Source organism: Streptococcus infantis (assembly GCF_047464215.1).
GTDB classification, from domain to species: domain Bacteria; phylum Bacillota; class Bacilli; order Lactobacillales; family Streptococcaceae; genus Streptococcus; species Streptococcus infantis_P.
This window is the reverse complement of the sequence record NZ_JASHCG010000002.1, coordinates 141218-159410: the sequence shown is the minus strand read 5'-3', so window position 1 is coordinate 159410 and position 18193 is coordinate 141218. Positions and strand designations below refer to the sequence as shown.

19 protein-coding genes and 1 pseudogene are annotated in these 18193 nt (G+C 40.8%); 17 read left to right on the top strand and 3 right to left on the bottom strand.

Annotated features, from left to right (window positions below; all coding sequences use genetic code 11):
- Nucleotides 1-78: 78 nt before the first annotated feature.
- The 9 genes and pseudogenes from rpiA to QM469_RS01915 all read left to right on the top strand — a co-directional run bounded on the left by rpiA (nucleotide 79) and on the right by QM469_RS01915 (nucleotide 8884).
- Nucleotides 79-762: a ribose-5-phosphate isomerase RpiA gene (gene rpiA, locus QM469_RS01955; RefSeq protein WP_061862936.1), complete on the top strand. Its 684-nt coding sequence runs from the start codon at nucleotides 79-81 to the stop codon at nucleotides 760-762.
- A gap of 28 nt (nucleotides 763-790) precedes the next feature.
- Nucleotides 791-2002, top strand: coding sequence for a phosphopentomutase (locus tag QM469_RS01950; protein ID WP_414275957.1), 1212 nt, complete (start codon nucleotides 791-793; stop codon nucleotides 2000-2002).
- A 1-nt stretch (nucleotide 2003) separates the two neighbouring features.
- Nucleotides 2004-2564 (top strand): DUF1697 domain-containing protein, encoded by a 561-nt coding sequence (locus QM469_RS01945; protein WP_414273342.1) that lies wholly within the window; start codon nucleotides 2004-2006, stop codon nucleotides 2562-2564.
- Nucleotides 2561-3370 (top strand): purine-nucleoside phosphorylase, encoded by an 810-nt coding sequence (locus QM469_RS01940; RefSeq protein ID WP_178894853.1) that lies wholly within the window; start codon nucleotides 2561-2563, stop codon nucleotides 3368-3370. Before QM469_RS01945 ends, QM469_RS01940 begins: the two co-directional genes overlap by 4 nt.
- Before the next feature lie 4 nt (nucleotides 3371-3374).
- On the top strand, nucleotides 3375-4610 hold the full coding sequence (locus tag QM469_RS01935; RefSeq protein ID WP_414275956.1) for a chloride channel protein: 1236 nt from the start codon (nucleotides 3375-3377) through the stop codon (nucleotides 4608-4610).
- Nucleotides 4607-5317, top strand: a complete 711-nt coding sequence (locus tag QM469_RS01930) for a type 1 glutamine amidotransferase (RefSeq protein ID WP_414275955.1) — start codon at nucleotides 4607-4609, stop codon at nucleotides 5315-5317. The genes QM469_RS01935 and QM469_RS01930 overlap by 4 nt, the downstream gene beginning before the upstream one ends.
- A 487-nt stretch (nucleotides 5318-5804) precedes the next feature.
- Nucleotides 5805-6515 (top strand): purine-nucleoside phosphorylase, encoded by a 711-nt coding sequence (gene deoD / locus QM469_RS01925; protein WP_075231957.1) that lies wholly within the window; start codon nucleotides 5805-5807, stop codon nucleotides 6513-6515.
- 230 nt (nucleotides 6516-6745) lie between these two features.
- Nucleotides 6746-7477, top strand: a complete 732-nt coding sequence (locus tag QM469_RS01920; protein ID WP_414275954.1) for an NAD-dependent protein deacylase — start codon at nucleotides 6746-6748, stop codon at nucleotides 7475-7477.
- A gap of 116 nt (nucleotides 7478-7593) precedes the next feature.
- A pseudogene (locus QM469_RS01915) lies at nucleotides 7594-8884 on the top strand (IS4 family transposase).
- A gap of 206 nt (nucleotides 8885-9090) precedes the next feature.
- Here the strand turns inward: QM469_RS01915 and QM469_RS01910 are convergent.
- The 3 genes from QM469_RS01910 to coaA all read right to left on the bottom strand — a co-directional run bounded on the left by QM469_RS01910 (nucleotide 9091) and on the right by coaA (nucleotide 10883).
- A complete protein-coding gene (locus QM469_RS01910; RefSeq protein ID WP_414273348.1) occupies nucleotides 9091-9597 on the bottom strand; it encodes a DNA topology modulation protein in 507 nt (168 codons plus the stop codon).
- Between the two features lie 64 nt (nucleotides 9598-9661).
- Nucleotides 9662-9910: a 30S ribosomal protein S20 gene (rpsT, locus tag QM469_RS01905; RefSeq protein ID WP_029689628.1), complete on the bottom strand. Its 249-nt coding sequence runs from the start codon at nucleotides 9908-9910 to the stop codon at nucleotides 9662-9664.
- A gap of 52 nt (nucleotides 9911-9962) precedes the next feature.
- Nucleotides 9963-10883, bottom strand: a complete 921-nt coding sequence (gene coaA, locus QM469_RS01900) for a type I pantothenate kinase (RefSeq protein WP_414273349.1) — start codon at nucleotides 10881-10883, stop codon at nucleotides 9963-9965.
- A gap of 123 nt (nucleotides 10884-11006) precedes the next feature.
- Between coaA and QM469_RS01895 the strand changes: the two genes are divergently transcribed.
- The 8 genes from QM469_RS01895 to QM469_RS01860 all read left to right on the top strand — a co-directional run bounded on the left by QM469_RS01895 (nucleotide 11007) and on the right by QM469_RS01860 (nucleotide 18193).
- The gene (locus QM469_RS01895; protein ID WP_414273350.1) at nucleotides 11007-11285 is read left to right on the top strand and encodes a 1,4-dihydroxy-2-naphthoate prenyltransferase; all 279 of its coding nucleotides are present in this window, start codon (nucleotides 11007-11009) and stop codon (nucleotides 11283-11285) included.
- A gap of 106 nt (nucleotides 11286-11391) precedes the next feature.
- Nucleotides 11392-11982, top strand: coding sequence for a class I SAM-dependent methyltransferase (locus QM469_RS01890; RefSeq protein WP_371608003.1), 591 nt, complete (start codon nucleotides 11392-11394; stop codon nucleotides 11980-11982).
- Complete coding sequence (locus QM469_RS01885) at nucleotides 11979-13262, top strand: pyrimidine-nucleoside phosphorylase (protein ID WP_414273351.1); 1284 nt, start codon at nucleotides 11979-11981, stop codon at nucleotides 13260-13262. Before QM469_RS01890 ends, QM469_RS01885 begins: the two co-directional genes overlap by 4 nt.
- Nucleotides 13263-13279: 17 nt before the next feature.
- On the top strand, nucleotides 13280-13942 hold the full coding sequence (gene deoC / locus QM469_RS01880) for a deoxyribose-phosphate aldolase (protein ID WP_414273352.1): 663 nt from the start codon (nucleotides 13280-13282) through the stop codon (nucleotides 13940-13942).
- Nucleotides 13929-14318 (top strand): cytidine deaminase, encoded by a 390-nt coding sequence (locus QM469_RS01875; protein WP_049549621.1) that lies wholly within the window; start codon nucleotides 13929-13931, stop codon nucleotides 14316-14318. The genes deoC and QM469_RS01875 overlap by 14 nt, the downstream gene beginning before the upstream one ends.
- A gap of 90 nt (nucleotides 14319-14408) precedes the next feature.
- Nucleotides 14409-15464, top strand: coding sequence for a BMP family lipoprotein (locus tag QM469_RS01870; protein WP_045763743.1), 1056 nt, complete (start codon nucleotides 14409-14411; stop codon nucleotides 15462-15464).
- A 141-nt stretch (nucleotides 15465-15605) separates the two neighbouring features.
- Complete coding sequence (locus QM469_RS01865; RefSeq protein ID WP_414275953.1) at nucleotides 15606-17135, top strand: ABC transporter ATP-binding protein; 1530 nt, start codon at nucleotides 15606-15608, stop codon at nucleotides 17133-17135.
- On the top strand, nucleotides 17135-18193 hold the full coding sequence (locus QM469_RS01860; protein WP_153224833.1) for an ABC transporter permease: 1059 nt from the start codon (nucleotides 17135-17137) through the stop codon (nucleotides 18191-18193). Before QM469_RS01865 ends, QM469_RS01860 begins: the two co-directional genes overlap by 1 nt.

Here is an 18193-nt window from a genome sequence, read left to right as displayed (position 1 = left end):
GGGTTTTTCTAGTGCAAGGATGAATTTAAAGCGTATTCATGTTATAATAAAAGTAGCTTTTTGTTTGGAGGTGTTTAAGTGGAAAATCTGAAAAAAATAGCAGGCATCAAGGCTGCTGAGTTCGTAACCAACGGAATGGTTGTAGGACTTGGAACAGGCTCGACTGCCTATTATTTCGTAGAGGAGATCGGACGTAGAATTAAAGAAGAAGGACTTCAAATTACAGCCGTAACGACCTCGAGTGTAACGACAAAACAGGCACAAGGATTGAATATCCCACTTAAGTCGATTGACGAGGTGGATGAGGTGGACGTGACTGTTGATGGAGCTGATGAGGTAGATCGCCAGTTTAATGGTATCAAAGGAGGCGGTGGTGCACTTCTAATGGAAAAAGTAGTTGCAACACCAACCAAACAGTATATCTGGGTGGTAGATGAGAGCAAAATGGTTGAGAAACTGGGCGCTTTCAAACTACCTGTCGAAGTTGTCCAATACGGAGCAGAACAGGTTTTCCGTCGTTTTGAAAAAGCTGGTTATAAGCCAAGTTTTCGTGAAAAAGATGGCCAACGTTTTGTGACGGATATGAAAAATTTCATCATTGATCTTGATTTAGGTGTTATTGAAGACCCGATTGCTTTTGGTCATCAACTGGATCTTCAGGTCGGTATTGTTGAGCACGGTTTATTTAATCAAATGGTTGATAAAGTGATTGTTGCAGGGCAAGCTGGCGTTCAGGTTTTAACTTCAACAAAAGGGAAATAATCAAAATAATCAAAAAAGGAGACACACTATGCCAAAATTTAATCGTATTCACTTGGTGGTACTAGATTCTGTAGGAATCGGTGCAGCACCAGATGCTAATAACTTTGTCAATGCAGGGGTTCCAGATGGAGCATCTGATACACTTGGCCATATTTCAAAATCAGTTGGTTTGAATGTTCCTAACATGGCTAAGATTGGTCTTGGGAACATCGAGCGTGAGACATCCCTTAAAACGGTTCCCACAGAGGCAAATCCTAGTGGTTACTACACTAAACTTGAGGAAGTATCATTAGGTAAAGACACCATGACAGGTCACTGGGAAATCATGGGCCTCAATATCACTGAACCTTTCGATACTTTCTGGAATGGATTCCCAGAAGAAATCCTTACAAAGATTGAAGAATTTTCAGGTCGTAAAGTAATCCGTGAAGCAAACAAACCTTACTCAGGAACTGCTGTTATCGATGATTTTGGACCACGTCAAATGGAAACAGGCGAGTTGATCATCTATACATCAGCTGACCCGGTTCTTCAAATCGCGGCCCACGAAGACATTATTCCTTTAGATGAACTCTATCGTATTTGTGAGTACGCTCGTTCGATTACATTAGAACGTCCAGCTCTTCTAGGTCGTATTATTGCACGTCCTTATGTTGGTGAGCCTGGGAACTTCACACGTACTGCAAATCGTCGTGACTTGGCTGTATCACCATTTGCTCCCACAGTTTTGGACAAACTCAACGAAGCAGGTATTGATACTTACTCAGTAGGTAAGATTAGCGATATCTTTAATGGTGCTGGGGTGAACCATGATATGGGCCACAATAAGTCAAATAGCCATGGAATTGATACGCTTTTGACAACAATGGGCCTTGCTGAGTTTGAAAAAGGATTCTCATTCACTAACTTGGTCGATTTTGATGCCCTTTACGGTCACCGCCGTGATCCACATGGTTACCGCGATTGCTTGCACGAGTTTGATGAACGTTTGCCAGAACTTATCGCTGCTATGAGAGAAGATGATCTACTTATGATTACTGCCGATCATGGTAATGACCCTACTTATGCTGGTACAGACCATACTCGTGAATACATTCCACTTTTGGCCTATAGCCCATCACTAAAAGGAAATGGACACTTACCAATCGGTCATTTTGCTGATATTTCGGCAACAATCGCTGATAACTTTGGCGTAGATAAGGCTATGATTGGTGAAAGCTTCTTAGATAAATTGGTTTAAGATGACTCGCTTGGCATTACTGGTTAGAGGGATCAATGTCGGTGGAAAACATAAGGTGGTCATGGCCCAGCTTCGTCAAGAATTGACAGAGTTGGAATTGGAAAATGTTGAAACCTACATCAATAGTGGCAATATTTTCTTTGATACTAGTATACCTAGAACTCAGTTGGTTGAGAGGCTACAGGATTTCTTTAAAGAACATTATCCATTTATCCAACGTTTTTCCTTGTTAAGTCAAGAAGACTACGAAGAGGAGCTTAGAACTCTTCCGGAATGGTGGTTCCAAGAAATGGCTCGAAAGGATGTTCTCTTTTATACTGAGGGACTGGATATCAAGCAAGTCATCGAGAAAGTCGAAAGTATGGAACTGGTAGATGAAGTGCTTCATTTCGGGAAACTGGGGATCTTCTGGGGCAAATTGTCAGAAGAAACCTATAGCAAAACAGCCTATCACAAGTACCTGCTTAAGATGCCTTTCTATCGTAATATTACTATTCGAAATGCAAAAACCTTTGACAAAATCGGTCAATTTTTAAAAGATTATGAAGGAGACAGACAATGACATTATTAGCAAAAATCAATGAAACAGCTGCTTTCTTAAAAGAAAAGGGAGTAGAAGCACCAGAGTTCGGCTTGATTCTTGGATCAGGACTTGGAGAACTTGCTGAAGAAATTGAAAATCCAGTTGTGGTAGACTATGCTGAGATTCCAAACTGGGGACGTTCTACTGTTGTTGGACACGCTGGAAAATTGGTTTACGGTGAGCTTGCAGGACGTAAAGTTTTAGCCCTTCAAGGACGTTTCCATTTCTATGAAGGAAATCCGCTGGAAGTTGTTACTTTCCCAGTTCGTGTTATGAAAGTTTTGGGCTGTGAAGGTGTGATTGTAACCAACGCTGCTGGAGGTATCGGCTTTGGTCCTGGTACTTTGATGGCTATCACTGACCACATCAATATGACAGGCCAAAACCCTCTAATCGGTGAAAACTTAGATGACTTCGGTCCACGTTTCCCAGACATGTCAAAAGCTTACACTCCAGAATATCGTGCTACAGCTCATGCAGTTGCTGAAAAGCTTGGTGTTAAACTTGATGATGGTGTTTATATCGGTGTAACCGGTCCAACGTATGAAACTCCAGCTGAAATCCGTGCTTATAAAACACTTGGAGCAGATGCAGTTGGTATGTCTACAGTACCAGAAGTCATCATTGCAGCGCATTCTGGTTTGAAGGTTCTTGGTATTTCATGTATTACCAACTTTGCGGCTGGTTTCCAAGAGGAACTTAACCACGAAGAAGTAGTAGAAGTTACCGAACGTGTCAAAGGAGACTTTAAAGGATTGCTTAAAGCTATTCTTGCAGAATTGTAAGACTATGAGAGTACGACTCCAAAGTATGCCCTATGGACTGAGAGTGCTTCTAGCCACTTTATCATTAGGAATAGGGACGGGTCTGGTCGGAATTGCCTGTCATTATCTACTAGAAGGGGTGCAAGGGCTGGCTTTTGGCCAAGATGAGTCGGATTTACTCCAGCAATTTCAAGAAGCTGGAGGTCTCCGTAGATTTTTGGTCTTATGTGTGACTGGGTGCTTGGCAGCTGGTTTTTGGTATATCTTGCAAAAGCGTTATAAGATTCTGTCTATTCGCCAGCAAATTGACTTAGCTGGAGACAGGGAACCAGCGCTCTTAGCCCACCTCCTTCATGCAGGTATGCAGGTTGCGATTGTCGGAGCAGGTGCATCGGTCGGAAAAGAAGGAGCACCACGTGAGGTCGGGGCTCTTCTAGCTGATCGCTTGGCGAAAGGTTTTTCTCTAGCCCTCAAAGAGCGAAAAGTCTTGATTGCCTGTGGTGCTGGAGCTGGTTTAGCTGCGGTCTATCAAGTTCCCTTTGCCAGTAGCTTGTTCGTCTTTGAGACCTTAGGACTCGCCTACAGTTGGCAGAACCTTCTACTGGTTTTGACCAGCACTTATCTAGCCACCTGGGTCGCTCAGTCCATCATTGGTCAGGAGGCTATTTATCACCTGTCCGCAGTCTCATGGTCGGCTAGCAGTTTCTTCCAGGCTATTGTGATTGCTTTCTTGGTTACTCCCTTGGCTCTGGTCTTTGCTTTCCTCGCCAAGCGGGCTAGTCACAAAGGGCGGAAGGCTGGGACGATTCTTTGGGCTCTTCCTCTAGCCTTTCTAGTGCTGGGGAGCCTAGTAGCCTTTTTCCCTATCTTTATGGGGAATGGCCAGGTACTAGCGCAAGTCCTCTTGTCTAGTCAGTCGATTCCTTATCTTCCACTGGCTCTTGCAGTGAAGGGGCTTCTGGTTTATCTCCTCTTGCGCAATGGTGCGTATGGGGGAACTTTGACACCATCATTTGCCTTAGGGATTGGATCTGGCTATCTAGTGACCTTGCTTTTGACTGTAGTTGGTATTCATCTGGATCCTGCTTTAGGGATGTTACTAGGAGCGACCGTCTTTTTAGGGACGACCTTAAAAGCTCCTCTGGCAGCTATTGCCCTGAGCCTTGGATTTACAGGCCAAACTTGGAGTTTGACAATTCCGCTTGTACTTGCAGCTAGTCTGTCTTACGTGATTCGAAAGAGATGGGAGAAGAAACGATGAAGGTACATTTTGTACTGCATGAAACCTTTGAAGTGCCGGGCGCTTATCTAAAATGGGCGCAGGAGCGTGGCCATCAAGTGACCACGACCAAAGTCTATGAGAATGAAGCCTTACCAGAGACAGTGAATGAGATTGACTTCTTAATTGTGATGGGAGGACCTCAATCGCCAGATGAAGATCGAGAAGCTTTTCCATACTACGATCCTAAGGCTGAGCTTGCTTTTATAAAAGAAGCGATTACAGCAGATATCTATATTGTTGGTGTCTGTCTTGGTGCTCAACTCTTGTCTGTTGCTTATGGCTCAGAGTATGAACATAGTCCAGAGCGTGAGATTGGTGTTTTTCCAATAACGCTAACTGAAGCTGGTTTAAAAGACAATCATGTCAAAGTTTTTGGACAAACTTTAAATACCGGCCACTGGCATGGAGATATGCCAGGTTTGACAAAGGATGCTGTCGTCCTTGCGACCAGTCAAGGTTGTCCACGTCAGATTATTCGCTTTAGTCCTAAACACTATGCCTTCCAAGCTCATTTGGAATTTGATCCAGAAGCAGTAGAGCCCTTAATTGCTGCGGATGGTGAAGAAGTCTTGGAAGAACAAAGTCAAAAATTGACTTATGTTCAAAAGCCTGAAGCTATTCGTGCATATGATTATCAAGAAATGAATGCAAAACTCTATGCATTTTTGGATTCATTAACAAATTAAAAATAACAGAAAGGTAGAGCATGTGTTCAGATTTGAACACGAGCGGAAAGCTTTTCTAATTACTCAATTAAAAAAGAAAGGATGGGTTTACCGTATTCGCTGAACTGAATACGGGTTACTCTTCTCTAAATCATCAAAATTAAAAAAGAAAGGAATTGAACCCACCCTAAAAGCAGTGGGAAAAAGATAGTTGGTCTAGCGAGCATCGCTCACTGCGCCCAACTTCTATTTTCCCTTCGCTTTTTGACGGGATTGGTATCTTTCCACGTATCACTTTTAAAATAAAGAAAGGTAGAGCGTGTGTTCAGATTTGAACACGAGCGGAAAGCTTTTCTAAAAACAAAAATGAAAGGAAGGGTAGTTCGGGTTTGAAACTGAACCCGGGCTAGAGGCTGTGTAAAAAAGATAAATCCTCCTAGATGCGAGGCATCTTTGTCGGATTTCCTATTTTTACTTTGCCTCTTTTACGCCCTTGGTATCTTATATTATGTCTATCCATATTGCTGCTAAGCAGGGTGAAATTGCTGATAAAATTCTTCTTCCTGGAGATCCTCTTCGTGCGAAATTTATCGCTGAGAACTTTTTAGAAGATGCTGTTTGCTTTAACGAAGTCCGTAACATGTTTGGTTACACTGGGACTTACAAGGGCCATCGTGTATCTGTTATGGGAACAGGGATGGGAATGCCATCAATCTCCATCTATGCGCGTGAATTGATTGTCGATTACGGTGTGAAGAAATTGATCCGTGTCGGAACTGCTGGTTCTTTGAATGAGGATGTTCACGTCCGTGAATTGGTCTTGGCGCAAGCAGCTGCTACCAACTCAAACATCATCCGTAACGACTGGCCACTATATGATTTTCCACAAATCGCTAGCTTTGATTTACTAGATAAAGCCTACCATATCGCCAAAGATCTTGATATGACCACTCACGTTGGTAATGTCTTGTCTTCAGATGTCTTTTACTCAAATTACTTTGAGAAGAATATCGAACTTGGTAAGTGGGGAGTGAAAGCAGTGGAGATGGAAGCAGCAGCCCTTTACTATCTTGCTGCCCAACACCATGTTGATGCTCTTGCCATTATGACGATTTCTGACAGCTTGGTTAACCCAGAAGAAGACACTACAGCTGAAGAACGCCAAAATACTTTCACAGATATGATGAAGGTTGGTCTAGAAACTTTGATTGCTGACTAAAGTTAGATTCCATTCATGTGATTACTCTTGTTCTCAAAATGATAAGCATGTTCATTGCTTCAATCCTATAATAGATGAGAATAAGGATTTTGAAGAAAGTCAAATTATGTCAAAGGACCAAAAGTAGTCAGTTTAACATTTAAATCATAATCAAATAAAGTTGAAAGCCTAGTTGACAGAAGCTAAAGGTTTTCAACTTTTTTAGAACAAAAGGCTTAAGGAGGGGTGAAATGGATAAGATTGAACAATTACAGGAACTGATAGATAAAAGTCAAAGAATTGTCTTTTTCGGTGGTGCAGGGGTTTCAACAGAGTCTAATATTCCTGATTTTCGAAGTTCTGATGGTGTTTATAGTCTTAAGTTGGGGCGCCATTTTACTGCCGAGCAACTGGTTTCACGCACCATGTTTGAACGCTATCCAGAGGATTTTTTTGATTTCTACAAAAAGTATCTGGTCTATCCTGATGCCAAGCAGAATTTAGCACATGATTATCTAGCGTTGTTGGAAAAAACAGGTAAATTAAAGGCGATTGTGACGCAAAATATCGATAGTCTCCATGAAATGGCAGGATCTCAGAAAGTTTTGAAACTGCATGGTAGTGCAGATCGTAATTATTGTTTGGGCTGTCATCGCTTTTATGATTTGACTGCCTTTTTGGAACTTGAAGGTTCAGTTCCCTACTGCTTAGATTGTGGCAAGGTGGTCAAACCTGACGTGACCCTTTATGAGGAAGCGCTAGATATGGATGTATTTAGTCGCGCAGCTCGAGCCATTCAGGAAGCAGATTTGTTGATCATTGGTGGAACTTCCTTAGTTGTTTATCCTGCAGCTAGCCTAATCAATTATTTTTCAGGGTCAAATCTTGTCGTTATCAACAAGTCCAGCACTCCTCAAGACAGCCAAGCTGATTTAGTTATCGAAGGTAAGATCGGAGAAGTTTTTTCTAAATTGAGACAATAAAAAACTGAAAGAAGTAGGACTATACTCAATGTCATTAAGTTAAGAAATTCAAATACAATTCTGTATTTGGGTTTCTTTTTTTATGTGCTAAACTGATAGTTAAGGAGGTACTTCCCATGATAAAACAGATAAAAGCCCACTTGAATAAGAGTATTCAGAGTATCCTTAGTCAAAAAGTTGAGCTCGTCAAACAAGATGAACAGGCCTTTACTCGTAAAAGAAGGTTATCACTAGAAACCATGATTCGTACCATTCTGGGAATGGGAGGAAAATCACTGTCAAAAGAATTACTAGATGCTAGACTGACAGTTTCAAATTCAGCCTTTGTTCAAAGACGCTATCAGATAAAATCTGAGGCTTTCTATACCTTATTTAAAGAATTTACAGCACCTATTCCACTTAACACCAATTTTCCGATATTAGCTGCAGATGGAAGTGATATCTGTATTCCTCGAACTCCCATGGATACAGAAACCTCTATCCAAACCCAAACGGATGTTAAATCCTATAATCTCATACACATAAATGCCCTATACGACTTGAAGACTGGAGTGTATAGAGATGTTTCTATTCAAGACAAACATAGGCAACATGAGTGCTTAGCTCTGATTCAGATGATGGAGGCTTCTCCCTTTCGAGAAAGCTCTTGTTATCATGGATAGAGGCTATGAAAGTTACAATCTTATGGCTCATTTTCAAGAAAAAGGATGGCTTTATATCATCCGAATTCGAGATGGAAAACAATCCATGCGTTCCTCCTTCAACTTGCAAAATACAGAGTGTTTTGATCAAAACTTTTCTCTAAAATTATCACGAAAGCAAACCAATCAGCTCAAAAAACTTTATCGTGATTTCCCCAATGACTATCATTTTATTCCACACAATTCTACTTTTGATTTTCTTCCAGAAACAAGTCAAAAACATGACCCTGTTGAACTATACCAACTTCCTTTTCGTATGGTGCGTTTAGAAGTGGAAGAAGGAAAATACGAAACTTTAGTGACAAATACAGATTATTCAGTCCAACAATTAAAAAATCTCTACGCCAGCAGATGGGGCATAGAGACTAGTTTTCGTGACCTGAAATACAGTATTGGCTTGGTCAATTTTCATGCCAAAAAGAAGGAAGGGATTCTCCAAGAAATCTTTGCCCGATTTACAAATTTTAACTTTTGTCGTTGGTTAACCTCGCAAGTTGCCATCGACAGTAGTCACAAAAAACAAAGATATAAAGTGTGTTTCTCAGATGCGACTTATGCCTGCCGTTTGTTTTTTAACGGTTCCCTTTCTTCTCTCCAGTTGAAAAACTACCTCAAGAAACAGTTATCTATTATTCGACCGAATCGAAAATATCCAAGAAAAATAAAGGCCCAATCGGTAGTTGATTTCATCTATAGAGTAACATAAATCTCAAAAAATAGGGTGAAAAAACCTTTATTTGTTATGCAAAAAAATAGAAGATAGGATAGAGAATCACTTTGATGATCTCAATCCTATCTCCTATTCAAATAGTTAGATTACTAACTTAATGACATTGGGACTATACTTCCTTCAGTTTTTTTGTATCACGCATCAGAAACTATGAACACGATTCTCTTCATTTCTAAGGAATCTTATATTTGATTTATAAATTGATTGAGTTCTTTTTGATTGCTGATGATTGTGACTTTATCAGCATAGTCACGACAAAGCTGCTTGTACTGTTTTTTGTGAGAAGACGTTCGTCCATCCCAAAGAATCCAACGGATAAAGTCCCAGTTGAATTGCTCGGGACATCCCGCAGCCATACTTTCTCTGACTTTTCCTCTATATTTTAAATAACGCTTAAAGGCTCTTAGCAAACAAGTCCACGCTGAAAAGTTTAAAAAGATAATCTGGTCAGCTTGCTCCATTCTTTCCTCATAGCAACACCAAGAGTAGTTGCCATCAATGATCCAATCTTTGTGTTTGGTAAGGAAAGTCTCCATTTGCTTAAGCATCCAGTCACGGTCACTGTCTACCCAGCCTGGCTGAAATTGAAGTGTGTCCATATGAAGTTTGGGGATGGAGTAGTGCTTAGATAGTTTTTCAGCAAGAGTAGATTTGCCTGATCCAGAATATCCAATGATAGCTATTTTCATAATAACCTCCAGAAAATGTGCACAAAAAAAGCTCCGAAGAGCTCATTTTGTATGCAGTTAAAGATTAACCAAGTTTAGCTGCAAGACGTGCTTTATCACGGCTAGCTTTGTTTTTGTGGATTAAACCTTTAGTTTCTGCTTTATCGATAGCTGAGCTGGCAGCACGGTAAAGTTCTTCAGATGGGTTTGCTTCAAAAGCTTTGATAGCAGTACGCATAGCTGATTTTTGAGCTGAGTTCTTTTCGTTTTGTTTAACGTTCAATTCAGCGCGTTTGATAGCTGATTTAATGTTTGCCAATGTTCTTACCTCCATTTTTACTAACTATACCATTATATCTGAAAACTTACGTTTTGACAAGGGAAAATTATTTTTTTAAGTAAATTTCATCAATTTCGTGATTTTTAGATTTATGGAGAATGACCTCGGCTCGATTTCGTGTCGGTTCAATGTAATTTTGGAGATTGGTGAGGTTGATACTGGTCCAAACTTGGTGAGCAAAATCCTTCACTTCACTAAGAGGAAGTTGAGTGAAACGGTAGTAATAGTTGCCTGGATCATCTTGAGCAAAGCTAAGGAGTTTTAAGAATCGATCCAAATACCAACTTTCAATGTCTTCGACAGCAGCATCGACATAGATTGAAAAGTCAAAGAAATCAGTAATATAGAGACGGGCATTATGTGGATTTTGGAACACATTGATTCCCTCAACAATGACAAAATCAGCAGCTTGAACTCGTTGTTTTTGACCCGGCACGATATCATAGATTTCATGGGAATAAACAGGTATATCAACATCCTGACCATTTTTGAGTTGGTCTAGAAAATTGAGCAAAGCTTCCATATCGTAGCTCTCAGGAAAACCCTTGCGGTTGAGAATGTCTTGCTCAATTAAGACACTATTTGGGTATAAAAAACCATCTGTAGTCACTAGTTCAACACTTGCTCCAGGAACGATACGAGACAGCAAAATTTGCAAGAGTCGACTAGTGGTTGATTTACCGACAGCAACACTCCCAGAAACTCCGATAATAAAGGGCTGTTTTTTGCTCTCTCTTTGAAGGAAAATACCTTTTGAAAAGGCAAGGTCTTCTTTGGAACGCTTATAAATCTGAATCAAATGTGCCAGTGGCAGATAGATATCTGTAACATCTTGTAGGCTAATCTGATCATTGAAACTCTTAATAGAATCTAACTCTTCCTCGGTCAAGGGAGGAGTTGTTTTGCGATGCAAGGATTGCCAAGTTTCGCGGCTTATCCTTTCAAAATGTAAAAATTCGTTGGTCATACTATATCCTCGTTTGATATCTTAGTATACCATATTTTAGAAAGAATAACCATCTGACCAATTGAGAAAAAGCGCGTTCTTTGTTAAAATATAAGGGGGAAAACCTATAAAGGAGGTGCTAAGATGAAAGCTGGATTAAGAGAAAATACGCTGGGTTTGTTCAGCCTATTTGTTATTTTTTTATGGTTATCACCAAACTGGGTGAATTTCTCCTTTACGATAGGAACTCAGAGCTATAACTGGACCACTTTTGTTTTGTTTATCTTATTACCCCTCATAGGTCTTGGCTACCTTGTGCTAGCTTTCTTTAAACGAAAGTGTTGGCTCTTCTTTTTTGGTCTTGCTTGCATTTTTGCTTTTCCGATTACCATGGCAGTCGGGAGCTTTTTACTAGGTCCCTAATGTTAATCCGATTTATATTATTTTTGAGAAAATACAATGTGATTAAAGGGCTTGATACCTTTGTAAACGATTTACAATTTAAGTCAAATTATGGTAAAATAGTGTCATGAGTAAAATGTATTATGCAGAAAATCCAGATGCAGCCCATGATGTTCATGAGCTTAGAGTTGAGCTACTTGGGCAAAAGATGACCTTTTTGACAGATGCTGGTGTCTTTAGTAAAAAAATGATTGACTTTGGAAGTCAGTTGTTGTTAAGATGTCTAGATATTGAAAAAGGTGAAAAAATTCTTGATGTTGGTTGTGGCTATGGTCCGATAGGTTTGTCTTTGGTTAAGGCTTATGGTGCCCAAGCAACGATGGTGGACATCAATAATCGTGCCTTGGATTTAGCCCAGCAAAATGCAGTAAAAAACAAGGTTCAAGCGACTATCTTCCAGTCTAATATTTATGAGCAGGTAGAAGGACAATTCGACCATGTCATTTCCAACCCTCCTATACGTGCAGGCAAGCAAGTAGTCCACGAAATCATCGAGAAAAGTATAGACTTTTTAGTAGATGGTGGAGATTTGACGATCGTCATCCAGAAAAAACAAGGAGCTCCTAGTGCCAAAAGTAAGATGGAAGAAGTTTTTGGCAATTGTGAGGTTGTAAAGAAAGATAAGGGATATTATATCCTTAGAAGTGTGAAAGAATGAGAGCAGTAGATCTAATCCAGAAAAAAAGAGACGGCCAAGAACTAAGCTCCAGTGAGATTCAATGGTTGATTGAAGGTTATGTATCTGGAATCGTCCCTGATTACCAGATGGCAGCTTTTGCTATGGCAGTATATTTTCAGGGAATGACTATCGATGAGATTTCTGACTTGACTATGAACATGGTTAAGACAGGTCAGGAATTTGATTTATCGCCAATTGAAGGCATTAAGGTAGACAAGCACTCTACTGGTGGAGTTGGTGATAAGGTAACTTTAATCCTAGCACCTTTGGTAGCTAGTTTTGGTGTTCCGGTTGCTAAGATGAGTGGTAGAGGTCTGGGTCATACCGGCGGTACTATCGATAAATTAGAATCCATCAAAGGTTTTCAGATTGAACGAAATCAGGATGAATTTATCAAACAAGTTCAGGATATTGGTGTCTCAGTCATTGGCCAGTCCGATCAATTGGTTAAGGCTGACAAACTTCTATACGCCCTCCGTGATGTGACGGCAACGGTTGATACTATTCCCTTGATTGCTAGTTCGGTCATGAGTAAAAAGATTGCTGCTGGAGCTGATGCTATCTTACTTGATGTAACTGTGGGTGAAGGTGCCTTCATGAAAACAGTGGACGAGGCCCGTGAATTGGCTCAAACCATGGTAAACCTTGGTAAGGCGGTAGGTCGTAAGACAGTAGCAGTCATTACGGACATGAGTCAACCCTTGGGACGTGCTATTGGAAACCGCTTGGAAATCCTAGAAGCACTAGAAATTCTTCAAGGTAAGGGACGTGAAGATATTAGTCATTTTATCTGCGAGTTAGCCCAGATTATGCTATCTTTAGCTAATGTTGAAAAAACTGTTGAGGAAGTAAGGCAACATCTTGAAAATGGTAAGGCGCTCCAGAAATTCGAAGAGATGGTTGTAGCTCAGGGTGGAGATTTAGAAGACCTCTATCGTCCAGTAAAGGTTGAGCATGTAGTTGATATTCCTGCTCAGGAGGATGGTATTATCGCAGAACTTCCAGCCATGGAGTTTGGTCTTTTTGCCATGAGATTGGGTGCTGGTCGTGCAGTGAAAACAGACGCCCTTGACTATGAGACGGGGATTGTTTTTGAGAAGAAAGTTGGAGACTTTGTCAGAAAGGGTGAAATTGTTGCAAAAGTATATACAAATGGCAAAATTTCTCCGGAACTAGTTACAGATTTCCAAAATTATGTTAAAATTAAGATAAGTGATGAAGCGATAAAAACGCGTGAAATCATTGAAATTATCTCCTAATTTAAGGAAAAAACGAAATGAAACTAAATAAATACATTGATCATACGCTTTTAAAGCAAGATGCGACAGAGGAACAAATTGATCGTTTGCTATCTGAAGCCAAAGACTATGATTTTGCCAGTGTTTGTGTCAATCCTTGCTGGGTTTCACATGCCAAAACTGCACTCGTAGATACTGATGTCAAGGTTTGTACAGTAGTAGGCTTCCCTCTTGGAGCTACAACTTCAGCTGTCAAGGCTTATGAAACCAAAGAAGCTATCCAAAATGGTGCTGACGAAATTGATATGGTTATCAATGTTGGCACACTCAAATCAGGAAATACTGCATTAGTTGAGTCAGATATTCGAGCAGTTGTTGAAGCAAGCGGAGACAAACTGGTTAAGGTTATTATCGAGGCTTGTTTGTTAACTGATGAGGAAAAAGTTTTGGCTTGCCAACTAGCCCAGAAAGCAGGAGCAGACTTTGTCAAGACGTCAACAGGCTTCTCAACAGGTGGTGCAACCCTACCGGATGTTAAGTTAATGCGTCAGACTGTTGGTCCAGACATGGGAGTCAAAGCAGCAGGAGGAGCTCGTTCTTATGCAGATGCTGTAGCTTTTGTTGAAGCTGGAGCTACTCGTATCGGAACATCTGCAGGTGTAGCAATCTTAAAAGGAGAGTTAGCAGATGGCGACTACTGAGTTGATTGACTTAGCGATTGAGACTAGTAAAAACGCCTATGTACCCTATTCACACTTTCCAATTGGTGCCGTTCTGGTTGCCAAGGACGGAAGTGTATATACAGGATGCAATATTGAAAATGCTAGCTACCCCTTGACCAACTGTGGTGAGAGAACAGCCATTTTTAAAGCTGTCTCTGAAGGACAACGTGAGTTTTCAGAATTGATTGTCTATGGTCAAACTGAGAAACCTATTTCTCCTTGCGGAGCTTGTCGCCAAGTTATGGTCGAATTTTTTAAACCAGATCTAAAGGTGACTCTAGTTGCCAAAGATAAATCGACGGTCGAGATGACGGTCGGGGAATTACTTCCATATTCTTTTACAGACTTGCAATAGTCTGTGTCACTCTCTGAGTGGCAAGGGTCCTTGTGACCAATCAATCCATACTTGCAACTTCGTTGCGCATCTTATTTAGGAGGTTCAGTAATGAACAAGAAACAATGGCTAGGCCTTGGTCTAGTTGCAGTAGCAGCATTTGGACTTGCTGCATGTGGTAATCGCTCTTCTCGTAACGCAGCATCTTCATCTTCTGATTTGAAGACTAAAGCAGCTATCGTTACAGATACTGGTGGTGTTGATGATAAATCATTCAACCAATCAGCTTGGGAAGGTCTTCAAGCTTGGGGTAAAGAGCACAATCTTGCAAAAGATAAAGGCTACACATACTTCCAATCAACAAGTGAAGCTGACTACGCTAACAACTTGAACCAAGCAGCAGGAAGCTACAACTTGATTTATGGTGTTGGTTTTGCCCTTCACAATGCAGTTGAAGAAGCAGCGAAAGAACATGCAGACTTGAACTATGTTTTGATTGATGATGTGATTAAAGATCAAAAGAACGTAGCAAGTGTAACATTTGCTGATAACGAAGCAGCTTACCTTGCAGGTGTAGCAGCAGCTAAAACTACTAAAACAAAACAAGTTGGTTTTGTAGGTGGTATGGAATCTGAAGTTATTTCTCGTTTCGCAGCTGGTTTCAAAGCTGGTGTTGAGTCAGTTGACCCATCTATCAAAGTACAAGTAGACTACGCTGGTTCATTTGGTGATGCCGCTAAAGGTAAAACAATCGCTGCAGCTCAATATGCTGCAGGTGCAGACGTAATCTACCAAGCAGCTGGTGGTACTGGTGCAGGTGTCTTCTCAGAAGCTAAATCTTTGAATGAAAGCAAAAACGAAGGCGAAAAAGTTTGGGTTATCGGTGTAGACCGTGACCAAGTTGAAGAAGGTAAATACACTTCTAAAGATGGTAAAGAATCAAACTTCGTACTTGCTTCTACTTTGAAACAAGTCGGAACAACAGTTCAAGATATCGCAAACAAAACTGAAAAAGGTGAATTCCCTGGCGGTCAAGTGATCGTTTACTCATTGAAGGATAAAGGGGTTGATCTAGTAACAACTAACCTTTCTGAAGAAGGTAAAAAAGCTGTTGAAGATGCAAAAGCTAAAATCCTTGATGGAAGTGTAAAAGTTCCTGAAAAATAATGGATGAAAGTCATTTCTTAGGGGAGCGGCCTGTGGCCGCTTCTTTAAGAATTGAGACAAAGTGTTTTGTCTCAATAGAGCTTGCTAAGTTTCTTTAGCAGGTTTTATTGAAACAAAATAAAACTCTGAAAGGAAGAGCACATGGCACACGAAAATGTCATTGAAATGCGTGAAATTACCAAAGTTTTTGGTGAATTTGTCGCTAACGACAAAATTAACCTAGAACTTCGTAAAGGTGAAATTCATGCACTTTTAGGAGAAAATGGAGCTGGTAAATCCACTCTTATGAACATGCTTGCAGGGCTTCTAGAACCAACTAGTGGTGAAATTGTGGTTAACGGTCAAGTTGTGAAACTAGACTCTCCATCAAAAGCCGCTAGCCTAGGGATTGGAATGGTTCACCAACACTTTATGTTGGTAGAGGCTTTCACTGTTGCTGAGAATATCATTTTAGGAAGTGAATTGACTAAAAATGGTGTCCTAGATATTGCTCGAGCAAGTCGAGAGATTCTTGAATTATCAGAGCGTTATGGACTAGCTGTAGACCCTTCTGCCAAAGTAGCAGATATCTCTGTTGGTGCTCAACAACGTGTTGAAATTTTGAAGACACTTTATCGTGGTGCCGATATTCTTATCTTTGACGAACCAACTGCTGTTTTAACGCCATCGGAAATCGATGAGTTGATGGTTATCATGAAAAACTTGGTCAAAGAAGGCAAATCAATTATCTTGATTACCCACAAGTTGGATGAAATTCGTGCGGTTTCTGACCGCGTTACAGTTATCCGTCGTGGTAAATCAATCGAAACAGTTGAGATTGCTGGTGCGACTAACGCTGACTTGGCTGAGATGATGGTGGGACGTTCTGTTTCCTTCAAAACTGAGAAGCAAGCACCACAACCTAAAGAAGTCGTTCTTTCCATCAAAGACTTGGTTGTTCATGAAAACCGTGGCGTTCCTGCTGTTAAGAATCTTTCACTCGATGTTCGGGCTGGTGAGATTGTCGGAATTGCCGGTATTGATGGAAATGGTCAGTCTGAATTGATCCAAGCTATCACAGGACTTCGTAAGATTGAGTCTGGTAGTGTGGAATTGAAAGGCCAGTCCATTGTAGGATTGCATCCACGTCAAATTACTGAACTGAGCGTTGGTCACGTTCCGGAAGACCGTCACCGTGATGGTTTGGTCTTGGAAATGATGATTTCTGAAAATATCGCTCTTCAAACCTATTATAAAGAACCTCTTAGCAAGAAGGGAATTTTAAATTATACGAATATCCTTGACTATGCAAAAAAATTGATGCAGGAGTTTGATGTTCGTGCTGCTAGTGAGATTGTTCCTGCTTCTGCCCTTTCTGGAGGAAATCAACAAAAAGCAATCATCGCTCGGGAGATTGATCGAAATCCGGATCTCCTCATCGTCAGCCAACCAACTCGTGGTTTGGACGTCGGTGCCATTGAGTACATTCACAAACGCTTGATTCAAGAACGTGATAATGGGAAAGCTGTCCTTGTAGTCAGCTTTGAACTAGATGAGATTCTAAACGTATCAGATAGAATCGCTGTTATCCATGATGGTAAGATTCAAGGGATTGTAACGCCAGAAACAACCAACAAGCAAGAACTTGGTGTCTTGATGGCTGGTGGTGAATTGGAAAAAGGAGTAGAGTGATGTCTAAAAAATTACAACAAATTTCGGTTCCCTTGATTTCTGTTATCCTTGGAATCTTGCTTGGAGCCATCGTCATGTGGATTTTTGGCTATGATGCTATTTGGGGTTATGAAGAGTTGTTCTACACAGCCTTTGGTAGTGTTCGTGGTATTGGTGAAATCTTCCGTGCAATGGGGCCATTAGTCTTGATTGCTCTTGGATTTGCAGTTGCGAGTCGTGCCGGTTTCTTTAATGTCGGGCTTCCAGGACAAGCACTCGCTGGTTGGGTTATGAGTGGCTGGTTCGCTCTTTCAAATCCAGATTTGCCACGTCCATTGTTGATTCTTGCGACAGTTGTCATTGCGCTGGTGGCTGGAGGAATAGTTGGTGCCATTCCTGGTATTTTAAGAGCCTATCTTGGAACATCTGAAGTCATCGTAACCATCATGATGAACTACATTGTTCTTTATGTGGGAAATGCCTTTATCCACCACTTCCCTAAAGAAATCATGCAAAGTACAGATTCATCTATCCGAGTAAGTGCAAATGCAACTTATCAAACACCATGGCTTGCTGAGTTAACAGGAAACTCTCGTATGAATATTGGGATTTTCTTTGCCATCATTGCAGTTGCAGTTATCTGGTTCTTGCTTAAGAAGACAACTCTCGGTTTTGAAATCCGTGCAGTTGGTCTAAATCCAAATGCTTCTGAATACGCTGGTATTTCAGCGAAACGTACCATTATTTTATCAATGATTATTTCTGGTGCCCTTGCAGGTCTAGGTGGAGCGGTAGAAGGACTTGGTACCTTCCAAAACGTCTATGTTCAAGGTTCATCGTTGGCAATCGGATTTAATGGTATGGCGGTCAGTCTACTAGCTGCAAACTCACCAATTGGAATTCTCTTTGCAGCCTTCTTGTTCGGAGTGCTTCAAGTTGGAGCCCCTGGTATGAATGCTGCTCAAGTACCATCTGAGCTTGTAAGTATCGTTACAGCCTCAATTATCTTCTTTGTCAGCGTTCACTACATCATCGAACGCTTTGTCAAACCAAGAAAACAACTTAAAGGAGGTAAATAA

Bases quoted from the DNA above. Each gene is read 5' to 3' on its own strand.
- QM469_RS01920 (WP_414275954.1), top strand. From the start codon at position 6,746: ATGGATAAGATTGAACAATTACAGGAACTGATAGATAAAAGTCAAAGA.
- QM469_RS01940 (WP_178894853.1), top strand. From the start codon at position 2,561: ATGACATTATTAGCAAAAATCAATGAAACAGCTGCTTTCTTAAAAGAA.
- QM469_RS01860 (WP_153224833.1), top strand. From the start codon at position 17,135: ATGTCTAAAAAATTACAACAAATTTCGGTTCCCTTGATTTCTGTTATC.
- QM469_RS01870 (WP_045763743.1), top strand. From the start codon at position 14,409: ATGAACAAGAAACAATGGCTAGGCCTTGGTCTAGTTGCAGTAGCAGCA.
- deoC (WP_414273352.1), top strand. From the start codon at position 13,280: ATGAAACTAAATAAATACATTGATCATACGCTTTTAAAGCAAGATGCG.
- QM469_RS01875 (WP_049549621.1), top strand. From the start codon at position 13,929: ATGGCGACTACTGAGTTGATTGACTTAGCGATTGAGACTAGTAAAAAC.
- QM469_RS01930 (WP_414275955.1), top strand. From the start codon at position 4,607: ATGAAGGTACATTTTGTACTGCATGAAACCTTTGAAGTGCCGGGCGCT.
- QM469_RS01950 (WP_414275957.1), top strand. From the start codon at position 791: ATGCCAAAATTTAATCGTATTCACTTGGTGGTACTAGATTCTGTAGGA.
- QM469_RS01945 (WP_414273342.1), top strand. From the start codon at position 2,004: ATGACTCGCTTGGCATTACTGGTTAGAGGGATCAATGTCGGTGGAAAA.
- QM469_RS01935 (WP_414275956.1), top strand. From the start codon at position 3,375: ATGAGAGTACGACTCCAAAGTATGCCCTATGGACTGAGAGTGCTTCTA.
- QM469_RS01890 (WP_371608003.1), top strand. From the start codon at position 11,392: ATGAGTAAAATGTATTATGCAGAAAATCCAGATGCAGCCCATGATGTT.
- rpsT (WP_029689628.1), bottom strand. From the start codon at position 9,910: ATGGAGGTAAGAACATTGGCAAACATTAAATCAGCTATCAAACGCGCT.
- QM469_RS01865 (WP_414275953.1), top strand. From the start codon at position 15,606: ATGGCACACGAAAATGTCATTGAAATGCGTGAAATTACCAAAGTTTTT.
- coaA (WP_414273349.1), bottom strand. From the start codon at position 10,883: ATGACCAACGAATTTTTACATTTTGAAAGGATAAGCCGCGAAACTTGG.
- deoD (WP_075231957.1), top strand. From the start codon at position 5,805: ATGTCTATCCATATTGCTGCTAAGCAGGGTGAAATTGCTGATAAAATT.
- QM469_RS01910 (WP_414273348.1), bottom strand. From the start codon at position 9,597: ATGAAAATAGCTATCATTGGATATTCTGGATCAGGCAAATCTACTCTT.
- QM469_RS01885 (WP_414273351.1), top strand. From the start codon at position 11,979: ATGAGAGCAGTAGATCTAATCCAGAAAAAAAGAGACGGCCAAGAACTA.
- QM469_RS01895 (WP_414273350.1), top strand. From the start codon at position 11,007: ATGAAAGCTGGATTAAGAGAAAATACGCTGGGTTTGTTCAGCCTATTT.